General features: G+C 68.6%; 18 protein-coding genes. 12 read left to right on the top strand and 6 right to left on the bottom strand.

The window, feature by feature from the left end:
- Position 1 precedes the first annotated feature (1 nt).
- From ASD72_RS11365 to ASD72_RS11380, 4 genes are all read left to right on the top strand, one after another.
- Positions 2-1495, top strand: a complete 1494-nt coding sequence (locus tag ASD72_RS11365) for an ammonium transporter (protein WP_081420295.1) — start codon at positions 2-4, stop codon at positions 1493-1495.
- 61 nt (positions 1496-1556) lie between these two features.
- Positions 1557-2609 carry an ATP-binding protein gene (locus tag ASD72_RS11370; RefSeq protein ID WP_155944614.1) on the top strand — a complete coding sequence of 351 codons (1053 nt, stop codon included), beginning with the start codon at positions 1557-1559 and terminating at the stop codon, positions 2607-2609.
- Complete coding sequence (gene ntrC / locus ASD72_RS11375; protein ID WP_056880059.1) at positions 2599-4041, top strand: nitrogen regulation protein NR(I); 1443 nt, start codon at positions 2599-2601, stop codon at positions 4039-4041. Before ASD72_RS11370 ends, ntrC begins: the two co-directional genes overlap by 11 nt.
- A 79-nt stretch (positions 4042-4120) precedes the next feature.
- Positions 4121-4684: a superoxide dismutase family protein gene (locus ASD72_RS11380; RefSeq protein ID WP_056880060.1), complete on the top strand. Its 564-nt coding sequence runs from the start codon at positions 4121-4123 to the stop codon at positions 4682-4684.
- 116 nt (positions 4685-4800) lie between these two features.
- On the opposite strand, the gene ASD72_RS11385 is transcribed toward ASD72_RS11380, so the two are convergent.
- Positions 4801-5685 (bottom strand): hypothetical protein, encoded by an 885-nt coding sequence (locus ASD72_RS11385; protein ID WP_056880061.1) that lies wholly within the window; start codon positions 5683-5685, stop codon positions 4801-4803.
- A gap of 107 nt (positions 5686-5792) precedes the next feature.
- Between ASD72_RS11385 and ASD72_RS11390 the strand changes: the two genes are divergently transcribed.
- Complete coding sequence (locus ASD72_RS11390; RefSeq protein WP_056880062.1) at positions 5793-7073, top strand: acetyl-CoA C-acetyltransferase; 1281 nt, start codon at positions 5793-5795, stop codon at positions 7071-7073.
- A 32-nt stretch (positions 7074-7105) separates the two neighbouring features.
- Positions 7106-8026 (top strand): restriction endonuclease, encoded by a 921-nt coding sequence (locus tag ASD72_RS11395; protein ID WP_056880063.1) that lies wholly within the window; start codon positions 7106-7108, stop codon positions 8024-8026.
- 69 nt (positions 8027-8095) lie between these two features.
- On the opposite strand, the gene ggt is transcribed toward ASD72_RS11395, so the two are convergent.
- Positions 8096-9844, bottom strand: coding sequence for a gamma-glutamyltransferase (gene ggt, locus ASD72_RS11400; protein WP_056880064.1), 1749 nt, complete (start codon positions 9842-9844; stop codon positions 8096-8098).
- A gap of 174 nt (positions 9845-10018) precedes the next feature.
- On the opposite strand from ggt, the gene ASD72_RS11405 reads away from it, so the two are divergent.
- Positions 10019-11017 (top strand): DUF4349 domain-containing protein, encoded by a 999-nt coding sequence (locus ASD72_RS11405; RefSeq protein ID WP_056880065.1) that lies wholly within the window; start codon positions 10019-10021, stop codon positions 11015-11017.
- 9 nt (positions 11018-11026) lie between these two features.
- On the opposite strand, the gene ASD72_RS11410 is transcribed toward ASD72_RS11405, so the two are convergent.
- From ASD72_RS11410 to ASD72_RS11420, 3 genes are read right to left on the bottom strand one after another with little or no spacing between them, the layout of a single operon-like run.
- On the bottom strand, positions 11027-12286 hold the full coding sequence (locus ASD72_RS11410; RefSeq protein WP_056880066.1) for a heme biosynthesis HemY N-terminal domain-containing protein: 1260 nt from the start codon (positions 12284-12286) through the stop codon (positions 11027-11029).
- Positions 12283-13320, bottom strand: coding sequence for a uroporphyrinogen-III C-methyltransferase (locus tag ASD72_RS11415; protein WP_081420296.1), 1038 nt, complete (start codon positions 13318-13320; stop codon positions 12283-12285). Before ASD72_RS11415 ends, ASD72_RS11410 begins: the two co-directional genes overlap by 4 nt.
- Before the next feature lie 47 nt (positions 13321-13367).
- Positions 13368-14135 carry a uroporphyrinogen-III synthase gene (locus ASD72_RS11420; RefSeq protein WP_056880067.1) on the bottom strand — a complete coding sequence of 256 codons (768 nt, stop codon included), beginning with the start codon at positions 14133-14135 and terminating at the stop codon, positions 13368-13370.
- Positions 14136-14151: 16 nt separating this feature from the next.
- On the opposite strand from ASD72_RS11420, the gene ASD72_RS11425 reads away from it, so the two are divergent.
- From ASD72_RS11425 to ASD72_RS11445, 5 genes are all read left to right on the top strand, one after another.
- Positions 14152-14610: a YiiD C-terminal domain-containing protein gene (locus ASD72_RS11425; protein WP_056880068.1), complete on the top strand. Its 459-nt coding sequence runs from the start codon at positions 14152-14154 to the stop codon at positions 14608-14610.
- 28 nt (positions 14611-14638) lie between these two features.
- The gene (locus tag ASD72_RS11430) at positions 14639-15061 is read left to right on the top strand and encodes a hypothetical protein (protein WP_056880069.1); all 423 of its coding nucleotides are present in this window, start codon (positions 14639-14641) and stop codon (positions 15059-15061) included.
- A 64-nt stretch (positions 15062-15125) separates the two neighbouring features.
- Entirely contained in the window at positions 15126-15569 is a 444-nt protein-coding gene (locus ASD72_RS11435; protein ID WP_056880070.1) for a rhodanese-like domain-containing protein, read from the top strand.
- A gap of 98 nt (positions 15570-15667) precedes the next feature.
- Positions 15668-16183 (top strand): protein-export chaperone SecB, encoded by a 516-nt coding sequence (gene secB, locus ASD72_RS11440; RefSeq protein WP_056880071.1) that lies wholly within the window; start codon positions 15668-15670, stop codon positions 16181-16183.
- Positions 16184-16235: 52 nt separating this feature from the next.
- Positions 16236-17273: an NAD(P)H-dependent glycerol-3-phosphate dehydrogenase gene (locus ASD72_RS11445; RefSeq protein WP_056880072.1), complete on the top strand. Its 1038-nt coding sequence runs from the start codon at positions 16236-16238 to the stop codon at positions 17271-17273.
- A 134-nt stretch (positions 17274-17407) separates the two neighbouring features.
- Here the strand turns inward: ASD72_RS11445 and ASD72_RS11450 are convergent, their stop codons facing one another.
- Positions 17408-17965, bottom strand: a complete 558-nt coding sequence (locus tag ASD72_RS11450; RefSeq protein WP_056880073.1) for a diffusible signal factor-reguated Ax21 faimly protein — start codon at positions 17963-17965, stop codon at positions 17408-17410.
- Between the last annotated feature and the right edge of the window lie 256 nt (positions 17966-18221).

The raw sequence follows: 18221 nt of genomic DNA on the forward strand, positions 1-18221 counted from the left end.
CATGAAGACTCGACTGTTCTCCGGGTGGAAGACCCGTACCCGGATGTTGTGCCTGGCCGCGCTGTGCGGCCTGATGACGGTGGGCATGACCGCCACCGCGTTCGCCGCGCAGGACACCGCCGCGCCGACCACCGACGCGCCTGCCGCCGACGTCGCACCCGCGACCGATGCCGCGCCTGCGCCGGTCGATGCGGCCGCCGCGCCGGCCGACGCCGTGGCGGCGCCTGCTGAAGCGCCCGCCGAAGAAGCCCCGGCCGCCGCGCCGGTGGTCGACAAGGGCGACGTGGCGTGGATGCTCACGTCCACCCTGCTGGTGCTGCTGATGGTGGTGCCGGGCCTGGCCCTGTTCTACGGCGGCATGGTGCGTTCGAAGAACGTGCTGTCCGTGCTCGTGCAGGTCATCACGGTGTTCTCGCTGCTGGTGGTGCTGTGGATCGTCTACGGCTACAGCCTGGCGTTCTCCGGTGCGGGCCCGTGGATCGGCAACCTGGACAAGCTGTTCCTGACGGGCGTCGGCATCGACACGCTGGCGGCCACCTTCACCGACGGCGTCGCCTTGCCGGAGTACGTGTTCGTCGCGTTCCAGTCGACGTTCGCCGGCATCACCGGCGCGCTGATCGTCGGTGCGTTCGCCGAGCGCATCAAGTTCGCTGCGGTCATCCTGTTCTCGGTGCTGTGGTTCACCTTCGGCTACCTGCCGATCGCGCACATCGTGTGGGCTGGTGGCGGTTACCTGTTCGAGAAGGGCGCGCTGGATTTCGCCGGCGGTACCGTGGTGCACATCAACGCGGGCGTGGCCGGCCTGGTCGGCGCGTACTTCGTCGGCAAGCGCCTGGGCTACGGCCAGACCGCGCTGAAGCCGCACAACGTCACCCTGACCTACGTGGGTGCGTCGCTGCTGTGGGTGGGCTGGTTCGGCTTCAACGCCGGTTCCAACCTGGAAGCCACTGCGGGCGCCGCACTGGCCTTCATCAACACGCTGGTCGCCACCGCTGCCGCCGTGATCGCCTGGGCGCTGGCCGAGAAGATCTTCAAGGGCAAGTCGTCCGCCCTCGGCGTGGCCTCGGGTGCGGTCGCCGGCCTGGTCGGCATCACCCCGGCCGCTGGCCTGGTGGGTCCGTTCGGCGCCGTGGCCATCGGCTTCATCGCCGGCCTGGTCTGCGTCTGGGGCGTCACCGGCCTGAAGCGCCTGCTGAAGGTCGACGACACCGCCGACGTGTTCGGCGTGCATGCCGTGGGCGGCATCGTCGGCGCGATCCTGACCGGCGTGTTCTACGCACCCGGCCTGGGTGGCCAGGGCGGTGAGGACTTCGACATGGTCGCGCAGGTCACCACCCAGGCACTGGGCGTGGGCCTGACGATCGTGTGGATCGGCGTGGTCTCGGTCATCGCCTTCCTCATCGCCAAGGTCGTGTTCGGCCTGCGCGTGGCCGAAGACGCCGAGCGCGAGGGCCTGGACATCGCCTCGCACGGTGAATCGGCCTACGAGGCCTGACGGTTTGCCGGGGACGGCTTTGCACTAAACTGGTGCAATGTCGTCCCCGGACGTTTTCCGCATGCGATTCGAACCCACCACCGACGCCCTGAGTACGCCGGTGGCCTGGGCGGACGCCGACGGCCTGGTCCTCGGCGTGAACCCCGCCTTCGCCCGCTGGCTGGGCGTCAGTACCCGCCGCCTGATGGGACAACCGCTGGCGGCCCTGGAGATCGAAGGCGACGCCATGGCGCGCTTCCTGGACAACACCGACCGCGACGTCCTGCGCCTGCATCGGCTGGCCCTGGGCATGCCGGGCGAATCGCCGCGTTTCGCCGAAGGCTGGCTGTCCCGGCTGGACGGGGGAGGCTGGCTGCTGGAAGCCCATCCCGTGGACGAATTCCCGGCCCTGGACCCGACCCAGGCGCTGCCGAATGCCCTCAGCGCCGCACTCAAGGGCCTGGCGCATGAGCTGCGCAATCCGCTGGCGGGCCTGAAGGGCGCCGCCCAGCTGCTGGCGCGCCGCGCCGTGCAGCGCGAGGACAACGACGACGAGCGCGAGCTGATCAGCCTGATCGAATCCGAGATCAACCGCCTCAACAACCTGCTCGAACAGCTGCTGTCGCCGGCCCCGCAACGCCCGCATGCGCCGCTCAACATCCATGCCGTGCTCGAGCGCGTGCTGCGGCTGGCCGAGAACGAAGGGGGCTGGTCGGTGCGCCTGCAGCGCGACTACGACCCCAGCCTGCCCGAGCTCGACGGCGACGCGGACCGCCTCACCCAGGCGGTCTGGAACCTGGTCCGCAACGCCATCCAGGCGGGTGCGGCCAACATCATCCTGCGCACCCGTGTCGAACACGGCTCGCGCATCCACGACCACCTGCACGCGATGGCGCTGCGGGTGGAGATCGTCGACGACGGCCGCGGCGTGCCGGAGGAACTGGCCGAACACCTGTTCCTGCCGCTCGTGAGCGGTCGTGCCGAAGGCAGCGGGCTGGGCCTGGCCCTGGCCCAGCAGGTCGCCCGCGAACACCGCGGCACGCTGGCCTACCGCTCCCGTCCCGGCCATACGGTCTTCACCTTGATGCTGCCGCAGTCGCTGCACGACACCGACGAGGATCGTCATGTCCACTGATCGCCTGGCCACCGCCGCCCCTGCCACCGATACGCGCCGCATCTGGGTGGTGGACGACGACCGCTCCGTGCGGTTCGTGCTGGCCACCGCGCTGCGTGATGCCGGCTACTCCGTGGACGGCTTCGACAGCGCCGCGGCGGCCCTGCAGGCGCTGGGCGCGCGCGGTGCGCCGGACCTGCTGTTCACCGACGTGCGCATGCCCGGCGACGACGGGCTGGTCCTGCTCGACAAGCTGAAGGCCACGCACCCGCAGCTGCCCGTCATCGTGATGTCGGCCTACACCGACGTGGCGAGCACCGCCGGCGCCTTCCGCGGTGGCGCGCACGAATTCCTCTCCAAGCCGTTCGACCTCGACGACGCGGTGGCGCTGGCGGCGCGTACCCTGCCGGATGCCGGCGACGTCTCCGAGGCCGCACCCGACGCCGATGCGCGCAACGCCACGCCGCAGCTGATCGGCGACACGCCCGCCATGCGCGCGCTGTTCCGCGCGATCGGCCGGCTGGCCCAGGCGCCGCTGTCCGTGCTGATCACCGGCGAAACCGGCACCGGCAAGGAGCTGGTCGCGCATGCGCTCCACCACGAATCGCCGCGATCGCGAAAACCCTTCGTGGCGCTGAATACCGCCGCGATTCCTGCCGAGCTGCTGGAGAGCGAACTGTTCGGCCACGAAGCCGGTGCGTTCACCGGTGCGCACAAGCGCCATATCGGCCGTTTCGAACAGGCCGATGGCGGCACGCTGTTCCTCGATGAAATCGGCGACATGCCGCTGCCGTTGCAGACGCGCTTGTTGCGCGTGCTGGCCGAGGGCGAGTTCTTCCGGGTCGGTGGCCGCGAGCTGATCCGCGTCGACGTGCGCGTGATCGCCGCGACCCACCAGGATCTCGATGGCCTCGTCGCCGAGGGCCGGTTCCGCGCCGACCTGCTGCACCGCCTCAACGTGGTCCGCCTGCAGCTGCCGCCGCTGCGCGAACGCCGCGCCGACGTGCCGCAGTTGGCGGAAAACTTCCTGGCGATGGCCACGCGCAAGCTCGACATCGCCCCCAAGCGCTTCGCCAACGCCGCCCTCGACCTGCTGCAGGCCCACGACTGGCCGGGCAACGTGCGCGAACTGGAGAACGTGTGCTGGCGCCTGGCCGCGCTCGCGCCCGCCGATGTCATCAACACCACCGACCTGCAGGGCGCGCTGTCGCATGCGCCGGTCACGGGCGGAGGGCGCGGCGAGTGGGACCATGCGCTGGCCGAGTGGGCGCGTCGGCGCCTGCTGGAAGGCGCGGAAGCGCTGCACGCCGAAGCGCGCGAGCGGCTGGACCGCACGCTGCTCGAGGTCGCGCTGGAGCTGACCCATGGGCGGCGCGCGGAAGCCGCGGTGAAGCTGGGCGTGGGACGCAACACGGTGACGCGCAAGCTGGGACCGGGCCGCAAGCGCGGTTGAGCGCGGCGCGCTGCTTTCATTGAACGTGAAGGAAGCGGCCGTTACGGTAGCGGGCCACGACCTGCTTCCGGAGATTCCCATGCGCATCGCCCTGCTGGCCGCCGCGTCGGCCCTCGCGCTCGCCGCGTGCAGTACCACGCCGTCCACACCCAAAGCCTCCACGCCGGAGATTCCCACCACCAGCACCGCCAAGCAGGCCATCGCGGTGTTGGCCTCCGCGTCTGGCAGCCGCGTCAGTGGCAGCGTCACGATGGTGCCGATGGGGAAGGGCCTCCACCTGACCGGCGAAGTCGGTGGCCTGCCCGCCAACAGTACGCATGCGTTCCACGTCCACGAGAAGGGCGACTGCAGCGCCGCCGATGCGAGCAGCGCCGGCCCGCACTTCAATCCCTTCAATGCCACGCACGGCAAGGCCGGCAGCGGTGCGCACCATGCGGGCGACATGAACAACCTCACCGCCGATGCCGAGGGCGTGGCGAAGATCAATGTGCACCTGGAAGGCGTCACCCTGGGCGGCGGCGCGGTCAATGATGTGTCGGGGCGCGCGCTGATCGTGCACGCGGCGGCGGACGACTATGCGAGCCAACCGGCCGGCAACGCCGGTGCACGCGTCGCGTGCGGCATCATCAAGGTCACCCAGTAAGCGGACGGCGGCTGGAAAGTTGTAGGAGGGGCTTCAGCCCCGATGCTTTACCTGCAATGCGCGAAAAGCGTCGGGGCTGAAGCCCCTCCTACAGAACGGCGCTACGCTGCAGCCCGTTAGGACTGCAGCGCCTGGCGGGCGTCGCGGTTGCCCGGGCAGTGCGCGAACGTGACCGGGATGCCATGGGATTCCAGCACGGCGGCGATCTGCTGCTGCCGCGCCTGGAAATGCTGGTAGGCGCGCTCCAGCCGTTCATCGGTCGCCTCCTGCGTCGCGTAACGCGCGCGCCAGGCCATCGGTTCGAACAGCGCGATGTGGACTTCGCCGTTCGCGTAGCGCAGCAGCGGCTCCGGCACGGCATCGAGCCACTGTTCCTCGCCCGGCGCCATCAGCGCGGTCTCGATCACCGGCCACAGTGCGCCGAGCCCACCATGCTCGTACTGCATGGCGGTCATGGCGGCCAGGTCGTTCAGCGTCATGTAGCGTGCGTGCTCGACCTGCGCGCCGAATGCGTTCTGCGCCCGCAGTGCGGTATCGGCCTGCGCCATGCCGGTTTCCAGCAGGACGGATTCCAACCGTTCATCGACGGCGGCAACCGTATGGTCATCGCCGACCAGCAGGAACGGCAGCACGCGCAGCAGGCCGCCACGCAAGCCTTCATCCGCCTGCAACGGCATCGGGATGTCACCGGTGTCGTCGGCGCCGAACGCGATGAGCCGGGCGCCTTCACCACGCCCCGGCGCCCGCTGGTGCAGTTCGCGCAGGCGCTGGTGCAGCGACCAGCCGGGCCTCAGTGCCTCGGCGGGATCGAAATGCGCCGCGGCCAGGACGAGATCCAGATCACGTATCTGCGGCGCATGCGTGGCGAGGTCGCGCCCCAACTTTTCCGCCAGCGCACTCGCCTCGGTGGCGGGCAACGCCGCGCGCTGCGGCGTGCTGCCGGCCGCCAGTTCCAGGGCCATCACGCCCATGACGACAGGGCTGGTTGTGGATCGAGTCATGTCAGCGGTTGGAGGCGGTGGAGGGGCGCATTACACTCCCCTATTATGCCTGCCGTACGCAGGCGCATCTTCACCCTTCCATCGTCGCCATCCGCAAAGAGGTCCCCATGCCCGCACCCCGCCCCGTCGCCATCCTCGGCGGCGTCCGCATTCCGTTCTGCCGTCAGAACACGGCCTACGCGGATGTGGGGAACCTGGGCATGTCGGTGCGCACGCTGGGTGCGCTGGTCGAGCGCTTCGGCCTGCACGGCCAGCAGCTCGGCGAAGTCGCGATGGGCGCGGTGATCAAGCATTCCTCCGACTGGAACCTGGGCCGCGAAGCCGCGCTCTCCTCTGGCCTGTCGCCGCTGACCCCGGGCATCACGCTGCAGCGTGCCTGCGGCACCAGCCTCGACACGATCATCCATATCGGCAACAAGATCGCGCTGGGCCAGATCGATTCCGGCATCGGCGGCGGTTCGGATACCACGTCCGAAGTGCCGATCGTCTACGGCAAGAAGCTGCGCGCGCGCCTGTTGGCCGCCAACCGCGCCAAGACCACGCAGGACAAGCTGAAGGCGCTGGTCAGCGGCTTCAAGTTCGGCGAGCTGAAGCCCGAATTCCCCGGCGTGGCCGAGCCGCGCACCGGCAAGAGCATGGGCGACCACTGCGAGGACATGGCGAAGGAGTGGAACATCTCGCGCGATTCGCAGGACGAGCTGGCCGTGGCCTCGCACCGCAAGCTGGCGGCCGCGTACGAGCGTGGTTTCTTCGACGACCTGATCGCACCGTTCCGCGGCCTGGAGCGCGACAACATCCTGCGCCCCGACACGTCGCTGGAGAAGCTCGCCACGCTGAAGCCGGCGTTCGACAAGACGTCGGGCCGCGGCACGCTGACCGCCGCCAACTCCACCCCGCTGACCGACGGCGCCGCTGCGGTGCTGCTGGCCAGCGACGAATGGGCGAAGGCGCACGGCCACGAGCCGCTGGCGTACCTGAGGGACGCGCAGGTCTCGGCGGTCGATTTCGTGCACGGCGAAGGCCTGCTGATGGCGCCGACGATCGCCGTGCCGGAAATGCTCAAGCGCAACGGCCTGACGCTGCAGGATTTCGATATCTACGAGATCCACGAAGCCTTCGCCGCGCAGGTGCTGTGCACGCTGCGCGCATGGGAAAGCGAGGACTACTGCCGCAACCGCCTCGGCCTGGACGCGCCGCTGGGCAAGATCGATCCGGCCAAGATGAATCCCAACGGTTCCTCGCTGGCGACGGGCCATCCGTTCGCCGCCACGGGTGCGCGCATCGTCGCCACCGTCGCGAAGGAACTGAAGCAACGCGGCGGTGGCCGCGCGCTGGTCTCGATCTGCACCGCCGGTGGCATGGGCGTGGTGGCGATCATCGAGCGGTAACCGACCGCTTCACTGTCCAGCATGGAGGCGGCATGGGGATTCCGACGTACGATCAGTTGATGCTTCCCCTGCTAAAGCTAGCAGGAGCACGCATAGCGAGCGACTTTCCTACGGCTGAGAGGCTTTTGGGCGACGAGTTCAATCTGACGCCAGAGGAGCGTGCGACGAGGTTGCCGAGCGGGCAACAGACCGCGCTAAGGAATCGAACCGGCTGGGCCAGCTTTTATCTCATGAAGGCAGGCTTGTTGATCAAGCCGAAGCGCGGATACTTCGAGATAACGCAACGCGGCAGAGATGTTCTTGAATCGCCGCCCGCCAGCATTGACAAGGCTTTCCTAGCAAATTTCGCAGAGTTCCGAGAATTCTTGACGGGTGCCGCGGTAGAGCCATCTGCGAACGCGGACAGTGGCCTTGGCTCCTCAACTCCAGATCACGCTACACCCGATGAGGCATTGCAGGGTGCTTACCAGCAATTGCGAAGTGAGCTTGCCTCGCAAGTGTTGGAGCGGCTGTTGCAGGTGAGTCCGGAGTTCTTCGAGCAGCTTGTTGTGGAGCTACTGGTGGTCATGGGGTACGGTGGATCTAGGAGGGACGCGGGAGAGCGCATTGGGAGATCCGGCGATGGCGGAATAGATGGAATCATCAAAGAAGATCGTCTTGGTCTGGATGTCATCTACATCCAAGCGAAGCGATGGCAGGCAACAGTGGGGCGTCCAGAGATTCAGAAGTTTGTCGGCGCGTTGCATGGCCAGCGTGCACGCAAAGGAGTGTTCATGACGACGAGTGCATTTTCAGCCGACGCACGAGACTATGTTTCGCACATCGACGTCAAAGTCGTGTTGCTGGATGGCATTCAGATCGCCAATCTGATGATTGACCATGGGGTTGGCGTGACGCCCGTGGCAACGTATGTAGTGAAAAGACTGGATTCGGACTACTTCGACGAGGTCTAAGTTTTTACGTTAGTGCTGGAGCAGATCGATGCCCAGGACTTAGTGGCCGTGTTGTGAGGCAGGTGACGATCACTCGGTGTGGAAGTTCTGCACCTTCGCACTGCCCACGCCATGCCGGTGGCCTTCGCTCACGGCGGTCACCGTGCCATCCGGGTTGAACACCAACGCGTTGGCGGCCCCGATTTCCTCGGGGACTGCTGACCAGCCTTGCCCGCGCTGCACGAGTGCCTTCGCCTCGGCACTGTCTGCATAACCCGGCTCGATGTCCGTCGTCCGGCCGTTGCGCTGCGACAGCCGCGGCGCGTCGATCGCCTGGTCCATCCGCATGCCGAGGTCGATGTAATTGACGATCGTCTGCAGCACCGTGGTAATGATGGTGGAGCCGCCGGGACTGCCGACCGAGAACGCAGGCTTGCCGTCTTTCAGCGCGATCGTCGGCGTCATGCTGCTGCGCGGACGCTTGCCGCCTTCGGGTATGTTCGGATGCGGGCCGGCGAAATCGAAATCGGTCAGTTCGTTGTTGAGCAGGAATCCGTACCCCGGCACGACGATGCCGCTGCCGCCCCAGTCCTCGATGGTGAAGGTGTAGGCGACCACGTTCCCGTCCTTGTCGGCCACGGTCAGGTGGGTGGTGTGCATGCTTTCCGTTCGCAGCGCGCGGGGCGCGGGGCGCAGTGGATGACTGGGGTCGTTCTGGAAGAAGAACGGGTCGCCGGCGGTGACGGCACCCTCGGCCGCGCGTTCCGGATCGATCAACGTTCGACGCTGCGTCGCATACGCCTTGCTCAGCAGGCCGGCGACCGGCGCCTCCACGAACTCGGGGTCGGCCAGGTACGCATCGCGGTCGGCGAACGCGAGGCGGCTCGCTTCCAGATAGAGATGCTCGACCTGCGTGCGCGGCAGCGATTTCAGGTCGTAGCCTTCGAGAATGTTCAACGCTTCGAACACGGTCACGCCGCCGCTGCTCGGCAACGGCATGCCGTACAGGTCGTAGCCGCGGTAGGTCGAACGCACGGGCGCACGCAGGCGCGCCTCGTAATCGGCCAGGTCCGCCAGCGACAGCCGGCCGCCGCGCACCGATACGCCCGCGGCGGTCGGGGGGCGATTGACTGCATCGACGATCGCGCGAGCCAGCGGTCCTTCGTAGAACGCCTCCACGCCGTCGCGCGCCAGCAGGCGATAGCTCCGCGCGAGATCGGGGTTGCGCATCGTTGTCCCGGCTGGCATCGCCTTGCCGTTCCGCAGGTACAGCGCGGCGGTCGCAGGGAAGCGATTGAACTTGCCTTCGTTCCGCGCGATCAGGCCGGAGAAATTCGCATCGACGGTGAAGCCCTGTTCCGCGACGGCGATCGCGGGCGCCAGCACCTGCTCGAATGACATCGTGCCGTAGCGCTGCAGGGCTTCGTGCCAGCCGCGCACCGTGCCGGGCACGCCGACGGACAGTCCGCTGGCGATCGCGGTGTCGAAATCCATCTCGCGACCGTTTTCGATGAAGAGGGCAGGCGTCACCGCAGCGGGCGCGGTCTCGCGATGGTCGAGGGCGACCACGCGCTTCTCCTTGGCCAGGTAGACCAGCATGAAGCCGCCGCCGCCGATGCCGCAGCTGAAGGGGTCCGTCACCCCGAGCGTCGCGGCGGCGGCGACCGCGGCATCGATCGCATTGCCGCCCCGATCGAGGATCGCCATCGCGGACTGCGTGGCGGGGTCGCTGATCGTGGCCGCTGCGCCTCCGGTGCCGGTGGCGACCGGCACCTTGGCGTGAGCAGCCGTGGTGGCCAACAGGGCGAGGAGGAAGACGTTGCGCAGGCGTCGGTTCATCGCGGATCACCGAAGGGCAGTCGACCGGATTGTCACAGGGACCCGTGCGCGACGCCACGTCCGCCACGGTGCATCCGGACATGGAATGATGTCGTCCAACCCCGGTGGGCCGTGCCAGGCGTTGGTAATCGGGCCGGCACCGCCGGCCACTGCCATGCTGCCTCCGGAGTTTCCATGCGCCTGCACAGGATGTACCGCGTTGTTCCGCTGTTGGCTTTCTCGATCCTCGTCGTTTCATGCAGCAGGCACGAAGCAGCCGAAGCCGATGCCGTGGCTGCCGCCGCGCCGGCGATGTCGGAAGCGGCTTCCGACGATTTCGCGGCGGCTGCGGCACCGCAAAAGAGCGCGCCATCGCCGGTGATGCAGGGGCCAGGAGTCGATCCCTCGCAGATGGCCTCGGACGCGGCGACCCAGGTCGATCCGCAGCGTCGCTTCATCCGTACGGCGCAGGCGCAGTTCCAGGTGAAGGACGTGTACCGCACCGCGCTGGCGATCGAGGACGAGGTCGCCGCGCAGGGTGGCTTCGTGGTCGACAACGACATCACCTCGCAGGTGCAGCGCGTGCTGAGCCGCCCGCTGGGCGAAGGCAAGCGCCTGGAGTTGACCGAATACAGCCTGCAGGGCGAGCTGACCGTGCGCGTGCCGAGCGAGCGCACGCAGGCCTTCCTGCGGGCCGTGGCGGCGCAGATGGAGTTCCTGGACCAGCGAACGTTCAACGCGCGTGACGCGCAATTCGACCTGTTGCGCCAGCAACTGGCCAGCCAGCGCGCGCAGGACGAGCAGCGCGAACTCGGCGACGCCGTGCAGGCGGGCGGCAAGCTCGGGGACAAGACCGATGCGATCCAGTCGCGCGGTGCAGCGCGCGCCACTCGCGATGAAGCCCTGATCGCGCAGAAGGAATTCGAGGACCGCGTGGCCTTCAGCACCATCACCCTGTCGTTGCGCCAGGACGCGCAGGTGCGCCGTGCCGAACGGGTGGACGTGGATGCGGTGTTCCGCGACAACGGGCCAAGTTTCTTCTCCCGCCTCGGCGAATCCTTGGCGGTCGGCTGGCGTGCCGCGCTGGACATCGTCATCGCGCTGGCCGCGATGTGGCCCTTGTGGCTGGTGTTGGTGGCGGCCGTGCTGGGATGGCGTCGCTGGCGCGCGAAGCACCCGCGTCCTGCCGCATGAAACCGCGCGTCAGTCGCGCAGGCGCGGTAGCCCGTGCGCGTCGCGCTCTTCGACGACGGCTTCGTCGTGGATCGTCTGCCTGAGGTCGCGCCCGGGCAACACGACGGGCGCCTCCGCGCGCGTGGCTTTCAACGCGTTGGCGTAGCACTGCTGCGCCTGCGCGGCGTCGCCCGCGGCGCTGAAGCCGTGGCCGAGTTCTTCCCAGGCCTCGGCGCCGGCACCCTGCGCGATCGCGCGATGCAGGAAGTCCTGCGCCTGCGCCCACTGGCCCTGCAAGCGGGTCAGCCGGCCCAGCGTGAGCAGCAGCGCTGGGCTCGCCGGGTGCGCCTGCAGCCAGTGCTGTGCGCTGGCGCGGCGTGAATCGAGCTTGCCGATGGGCAGGCGCCCGTAGAGCGCGGCCAGGCCGTCGTCCCAGCGCGCGTCGAGGGCCTGTTCGATGCTGCGCGTGGCGGCATCTTCCCAGCGCAGCGCGGCGGCGCGTTCGGCATACGCGGCGACCACGGCCGGCTGCAGGCGCAGCGCCTTGGTGAGCGTCTCCCAACGTTCGGCCAGCGCATTGGCATCCGCGGCCTCGTGCAGCGACTGCGCGGCGAGCCGCTGCTCCAGCGCGTCGAAGGCGACCGGGGCCAGCGCCTGCTGCTGCTTCAGCGCACCGAGCAGGCCATAGGCTTCGTTGGCGCGCGCGCTGTCCGCGAGCGCCTGCGCCCGCATCGCCAGACCACGCGGCGGCAGCGGCTGCACGGCCGGGGCATCCAGCAACTCGAGCGCATCCCTGGGTCGGCCGGCCGTGATGGCGAGCTGTGCGGCGGCCAGCGCATGCGTCACGGCCGAGCGTTCGCGCAAGGCGACGAGGTGGCGTTGCACGGTGGCGTCATCGCCTTGCGCGGCCGCAGCCTGCACGGCGCCGGTGCGCGCGACGGTGCCGACTTCATCGTCTTCGGCGGCACGTTCCAGCAGCTTGCCCGACTTCGACCACTGCCCTGCGTGCAAGGCCTCGAGGCCTTCGATCAGGCGCGCGCGCGCCTGTTTGCGGCGATGGCGCCCCCACGCGCGGAAGGGCAGCGACAGCAGGTGCCACGCCAGCCATGCGAGCGCCGCAGCCAGCAGCAGCGTCAGCGCCGCGCGCGGCACGTTGGTGTGCAGGTCATAGCCGGCGAAGCGGATGAATACTTCGCCCAGGTCGCGGTCGGTGCCGGCCATCCATTGCGCAGCGAGTGCGCCCAGCAGCACGAGCGCCAGCAGCAGGATCACGGTGCGGAACGATTTCATGGGGTCACCTCCGGAACATCCCGGGTCGCCTCGGGCGTGGGCGGCAGGCGCAGGCGTACGCCGGCGTTGCGCAGCGCGCGCAGCTGCTGCAGCGTCGTGCCCAGCACGGCGGGTTGCGTGGGCGCGGGCGCCTGCCGCAGCGCATGCAGCTGGCCGCGCACCTGCCGGAGTGCCGACGAATCCGGCCACAGCCGGGGCAGCCAGGTACCGACGCGATCCAGCGCCGCGCGATAAGCCGCGTCGTCTTCGCGTTCCAGGGCTGCGCGGGCCAGGCTGATCTCGATCTGCAGCGCGGCATCCGCGGCCGTGCGTTCCGCAGGCGCGATCAGCGTGCTGTCGCGTGTCGGGCGCACATCGACCAGCGGCGCCAGGACGCGTTGCCAGGCCGGACGGGCAACGCCGTCGTCCGCAGCGTGGGCGTCGTCAGGCAGGGTCGCCAGCGACTTCACGAAGGCGTCCAGCCGCGCGCTGCCTTCGGCCTGCGTGCCGGCGCCCAGGGCATCCAGTGCGATGCGCTCCTGCGCCAGTGCCTGCTTGAGGTTCAGCAGCCGGTGATCGTCGATGCCATCCAGCGCGCCGGCGGCCAGCGCATACGCGCGCTTCGCGCCTTCCAGGTCGCGGGCGATGTCCAGGCGCTGGGCACCCTGCGACAACAGCAGTTCGACCTCGTCCAGCCGCAGCGCCTGCGCGCCATGGCGGTTGGGGTCGGAGAGTTTGGCGACGCTTTCTTCCAGCAATGCGCCGCGCTGGCCCAGGCCGAGCACTTCATCGCGCAGCACGCGGTTGGTGGCCGCAGCGTCCAGCAGGCGTTGCGCCTGTGCGCGCTGGTCGCGGCGCAATGCTTCTGCGCGCGCTTCCAGCGCATCGAGTCGCAGCGACGCTTCCGAGGCCGCCGTGCGTTCCTGTGCCGAACGCGCCTGCCACCAGGCCCAGCCACGCCACGCGCCAAGGCCGGCCACGATCAGCACGAGCAGCGCGACGATGACGCGACGCGAGGCGACAGTGCGGGGCGGAGTGGGTGACGCGTCGTTCACGAAAGCATCCTTGAAGACAGGCAGAACCGTGATGGCTGCCGCAGATGCTAACGGATGCGGGGGGCCATGACGGTCGACGCGGTCTTCATGAGCTGCGCCGGACGTGGGCCATCGGCCTGTGCCACGTCGCGGAATCCCGCGGCGCGGGCGGCCTCGGCCAGGCGCGCGCTGGCGGCCACGACGCTCGCGGCCAGGAAGCGTGCCGCCGCCGCAGGCGGCAGTTGCGGCAACGCCTGTTCCAGTGCGCCGGCACTGCTCAACAGCAGGCAGGCCGGCCGGTCGAGCGCGGCGAGCGCGGTCAGTGCGCGCGGCGGCAGCGCCAGCGGCTCGCGCCGGTAGACCTCCGCGCGATGCACGTGCGCTCCACGCGCCTGCAGGGTCGGCATCAGCAGGTTGCGTCCGTCGGGGGCGGTGACGAAGCCGAGGTCGATGCCCTGGACGTCCTGCAACGGCGCCATCGCCAGCAGGCCCTCGCTATCCATGCGGTGGGGGGACGATGCGGGGATGCCGGCACGCCGCAGCGCGGCGGCAGTACCGGCGCCGACCGCGAGCCAGCGTTGTGCAGGTTGCGCCTGCAACGGCTGCAGGGCGTGCGCCGCCGCGACCGCCGCCGGACTGGTGAACACCACCCGCGGGCACGCGAGCGCTTTCTGCAACGCCTGGCGCGTGGCGGGATCGTCGCAGGGCTGGATGCGCCACGGCGACAGCGCCAGCAGGCCCGCGCCATGCCGGCGCGCGGCACGGCGAAGCGCGTCGTGGCCGCCCTGGGGCCGCAGCGAGATGACGTACCATGCCGGCGGCGTTGGATGTCCCATGCGCGGATTATGAGCGATGAGTCTGGAAGAAGCCCTGCAGGAACTGCGTGAGTACTGCCAAGGCATGCCGCCCGTCGCGGCCATGCGGGTCGACGTGGAGGGCATGCGGGGCGATGCGCTGTGCCTGACCGCACCGCTGTCGGCCAACGTCAACGACAAGGGCAACGCCTTCGGCGGCAGCCTGACCTCGCTGATGACGGTCGCCGGCTGGGGCCTGGTCACGTTGAAGCTGCGGCTTGCCGGGCTGAAGGCCGAGGTCTACGTGGCCGACAGCCAGGTGCGTTACCTCGCTCCCCTTTATGGCGATCTGGTCGCCGAGGCGATGTCCGCCGAAGGGCAGTCCTGGGACACGTTCATCGACACCCTCGTGCAGCGGGGCCGCGCCCGCATCCAGGTGGAAGCGAAGGTGCTGCTGCCTGAAGGCGGACTTGCCACCACGCTGAGCGGGCGGTTCGTCGCCATCGCGAAGCGGTAGCATGCGGTCACGAACGGGAGGGGACGCCATGCGGACGATCGCGAAAATACTGTTGGTCCTGGGGCTGCTGGCCGTGTTCGCCCCGGCCGGTGCACAGAGCCGCATGCAGCGCGGCAAGCTGCAGGGCGTGCAGGATGCCTATGCGGCGTCGATCCGCTGGGGCGACTTCGAAAACGCCTGGCAGGCGGTCGACCCCGCCTACCGCGACGCTCATCCGATGAGCGACCTGGAATTCGAGCGCTACCAGCAGGTCCAGATTTCCGGCTATCGCGACCTCTCGACCCGTGGCGGGCCCGATGGCACCGTCGAACGCGCGGTCGAGCTGCGGGTCATCAACAAGCACACCATGGCCGAACGGACCGAGCGCTACATCGAGCGCTGGCGCTGGGACCCCGAGGCCAAGCGGTGGTGGCTGGTGGTGGGGCTGCCGGATCTGTGGAAGGGCCAGTAGCGGCCGGGCGCCCGCGCGGGCGTCCTGTGCGACAATCGCCGCCCGCTCCACGGTCGCCAACCCTGTGAATTTCGAAGAAATCCTGGCTTTCGCCACCCGTTCTCCCTTCAACCAGATCCTGTCGCTGTCGCTGGTCGCACTGACGGTCGCGATCGTCTACACGGAGATCTCGCGCCTGTTCCGCGGCTACAAGGCCCTGCGCCCGGCCGAGCTGACCCAGCTGGTCAACAGCGAGAACGCCCTGGTGGTGGACCTGTCGGCCAGCAACGACTTCGAGAAAGGCCACATCGCCGGCAGCCGCAACGTGCTGCCGAGCAGCTTCGACCCTGAAAACAAGCTGCTGGCCGGGGCCAAGTCCCAGCCGGTGGTGCTGGTCTGCCGCAACGGGCAGGCGTCCGCCGCGGCCGCCAAGCGCCTGAAGAAGGCCGGCTTCGAGAAGGTCTACTGGCTCGATGGCGGCGTCGCCGCCTGGCAGCAGGCCGACCTGCCGCTCATCAAGGGCCGCTGAGCCCGTCTGGCCGGAACGGCCCCTTGAACCGGGCCGCCTCCGACGCCATGCCATAATCTCCCATTCACCGCATCAATCCCGAAATTCCGGAGTTCGAAATGTCCGACGAGACCACCAACGGCGCGATCGCGTCCGCCGAAGCCGCTGGCCCTGCCTTCACTGTCGAGAAGATCTACGTCAAGGACGTTTCCTTCGAAGTGCCCAGCGCGCCGGCGATCTACACCGAGAACGCGCAGCCCGAGCTGCAGCTCAACCTCAACCAGCGCGTGCAGCGCCTGGGCGAGAACGCTTTCGAAGTCGTCCTGGGCGTGACCCTGACCTGCAAGGCCGGCGACAAGACCGCCTACGTGGCGGAAGTGCAGCAGGCCGGCATCTTCGGCCTGATGGGCCTGGACCCGCAGGCCGTGGACGTGCTGCTCGGCACGCAGTGCCCGAACATCCTGTTCCCGTACGTGCGCCAGATCGTCAGCGACCTGGTCCAGGCGGGCGGCTTCCCGCCGTTCTTCCTGCAGCCGATCAACTTCGAGGCCCTGTACGCCGAATCGCTGCGCCAACGCGCTGCGCAGGGCGGCGACGCCGGCCTGGCCAGCTCGGAACCCGCCGGCAACGCCTGATCCGTGATGCACAATCCCGTCAGGGCGGCGACGCTTCGCACAGGGGTGGCGGATGACTGATCTGCAACCAGACGCACCGCTGAAGATCGCGGTGCTCGGGGCCGGTTCCTGGGGTACGGCGCTCGCCGCGCTGATGGCGCGGCATGGCCACGCGGTCACCCTGTGGGGCCGCGATGCCGTGGTCGCCGACGCGATCAACGCGCAGCACGAGAACACCCGCTACCTGCCCGGCATCCCGCTGCCGCTCACGCTGCGGGCGACGACCGACCTGGCGACTTCGCTCGAAGGGGCGGACCAGGTGCTGGTCGTGGTGCCGTCGCACGCCTTCACCGAGACGCTGCACAAGCTGGCGCCGCTGCGCCCGGCCGGCGTGGGCGTCGCTTGGGCGACGAAGGGCTTCGAGACCGGTTCCGGCCGTTTCCTGCACGAAGTCGCCGAAGACATCCTCGGCCCCGACGTCCCACTGGCCGTCGTCACCGGTCCCTCGTTCGCCAAGGAAGTCGCGCTGGGCCTGCCCACCGCGGTGACCGTGCATGGCGCCGACCTGGAGTTCGCGCAGGCGGTGGCCGACGTGATGCACGGCCCTGCCTTCCGCGCCTATACCGGCGACGACATGGTGGGCGCCGAACTCGGCGGCGCGATGAAGAACGTGCTGGCCGTGGCCACCGGCGTTTCCGATGGCATGCAACTGGGCCTCAACGCCCGTGCAGGCCTGATCACGCGCGGCCTCAACGAGATGCTGCGCCTGTCCGCCGCCATCGGCGCCAAGCCGGAGACGCTGATGGGTCTGGCCGGTCTCGGCGACCTGGTGCTGACGTGTACCGGCGATCTGTCGCGCAACCGTCGCCTGGGCCTGGCCCTCGGTCGCGGCCAGTCGCTGCAGGATGCCGTGCGCGAGATCGGCCAAGTGGTCGAATCCGTGCAGACAGCGGACGAAGTGATGCGACAGGCCGACCGCCATGGCATCGACCTGCCCATCTCCAGTGCGGTGCGCGCCGTGTTGCATGGCGACCTGACCCCGCGCGATGGCTTGCAGCAGTTGTTGTCGCGCGAACAGAAGCCCGAGTATCCGGAAACGCTGTTCAAGTAATTCCGATGCAGGGAACACAAGCCCGGCCTCACCGCCGGGCTTTTTCTTTGGCGCACAAAAAAGCCCGGCCACAAGGGCCGGGCTGGGTGCGACGCGGGGAGAGAGGGACGCGTCGCGGGGAGCGGTGCTGCGTATTACCAGGCGAAGCGCGGACCGACGAACCACTGGGTGTCGCCGTCGATCAACTTCACGTCGGCCGACGCACTCCAGTTCTGGTTGAACTTCACCTGCGCGCCAAGGCGGCCGTAGAACTCGCCGTCGTACAGGTCGGTATCTTCGTAGCCGGCCAGGGCATAGCCGTTGAGGCGGTTGGTCAGCGCGCTGTTGACGCCCACTTCGGCGCTGTAGCCGGTCAGGTCTTCGCCGGGCACTTCGTAACGCTCATAGGCCACGCGGGTCAGCAGGTCGACGCGCTGGCTGATCTCGTGGTTGTAGCCCACGCCCAGCCGATAGTTGTCGATGTCGACATTGATGTCGTCGAACTCCTGCGTGGCGTAGTCGCCGAACAGGTGGAAGTTGGGAGCGATCGCGACCGAACCCTTCAATGCCCAGCCATCGGCATCGGGCACGCCGTTGCTCAGATTGGAAGCGACATAGCCGCCTTCCACATAGTTGTAGGACACGCCTTCCGCGGCCGAAGCAGCGAACGGAGCAGCAGCCAGCAGGGTCAGGGCAAGCAAGGACTTCTTCATGGGGAACGCCTTTCTGTTGTTGTTGTGTGTCCGTCGCGGTGCATTGCGACGGTGGGCGCAGTATCCGCTCCGGCTCACAACACGCCCTGAATATCAAACTGACCAGTACATGAATTAACCGGTCGTCACGGGAACTTTCGGCAGGTGTGCAGGCCGCCTCCACACGGTGTTCCGCCCACATTGCGACGACATCGACAGATCACGCTGTGATGCATGTCGATCCGGCCGCACGTGCCGGAGGCGTACCCGGTGATCG

The sequence above is a fragment of the Pseudoxanthomonas sp. Root630 genome (assembly GCF_001427585.1).
Taxonomy (GTDB): domain Bacteria; phylum Pseudomonadota; class Gammaproteobacteria; order Xanthomonadales; family Xanthomonadaceae; genus Pseudoxanthomonas_A.

Coding starts and splice junctions, on each gene's coding strand:
- ASD72_RS11365 (WP_081420295.1), top strand. CDS start 2: ATGAAGACTCGACTGTTCTCCGGGTGGAAGACCCGTACCCGGATGTTG.
- ASD72_RS11370 (WP_155944614.1), top strand. CDS start 1,557: ATGCGATTCGAACCCACCACCGACGCCCTGAGTACGCCGGTGGCCTGG.
- ntrC (WP_056880059.1), top strand. CDS start 2,599: ATGTCCACTGATCGCCTGGCCACCGCCGCCCCTGCCACCGATACGCGC.
- ASD72_RS11380 (WP_056880060.1), top strand. CDS start 4,121: ATGCGCATCGCCCTGCTGGCCGCCGCGTCGGCCCTCGCGCTCGCCGCG.
- ASD72_RS11385 (WP_056880061.1), bottom strand. CDS start 5,685: ATGACTCGATCCACAACCAGCCCTGTCGTCATGGGCGTGATGGCCCTG.
- ASD72_RS11390 (WP_056880062.1), top strand. CDS start 5,793: ATGCCCGCACCCCGCCCCGTCGCCATCCTCGGCGGCGTCCGCATTCCG.
- ASD72_RS11395 (WP_056880063.1), top strand. CDS start 7,106: ATGGGGATTCCGACGTACGATCAGTTGATGCTTCCCCTGCTAAAGCTA.
- ggt (WP_056880064.1), bottom strand. CDS start 9,844: ATGAACCGACGCCTGCGCAACGTCTTCCTCCTCGCCCTGTTGGCCACC.
- ASD72_RS11405 (WP_056880065.1), top strand. CDS start 10,019: ATGCGCCTGCACAGGATGTACCGCGTTGTTCCGCTGTTGGCTTTCTCG.
- ASD72_RS11410 (WP_056880066.1), bottom strand. CDS start 12,286: ATGAAATCGTTCCGCACCGTGATCCTGCTGCTGGCGCTCGTGCTGCTG.
- ASD72_RS11420 (WP_056880067.1), bottom strand. CDS start 14,135: ATGGGACATCCAACGCCGCCGGCATGGTACGTCATCTCGCTGCGGCCC.
- ASD72_RS11425 (WP_056880068.1), top strand. CDS start 14,152: ATGAGTCTGGAAGAAGCCCTGCAGGAACTGCGTGAGTACTGCCAAGGC.
- ASD72_RS11430 (WP_056880069.1), top strand. CDS start 14,639: ATGCGGACGATCGCGAAAATACTGTTGGTCCTGGGGCTGCTGGCCGTG.
- secB (WP_056880071.1), top strand. CDS start 15,668: ATGTCCGACGAGACCACCAACGGCGCGATCGCGTCCGCCGAAGCCGCT.
- ASD72_RS11445 (WP_056880072.1), top strand. CDS start 16,236: ATGACTGATCTGCAACCAGACGCACCGCTGAAGATCGCGGTGCTCGGG.
- ASD72_RS11450 (WP_056880073.1), bottom strand. CDS start 17,965: ATGAAGAAGTCCTTGCTTGCCCTGACCCTGCTGGCTGCTGCTCCGTTC.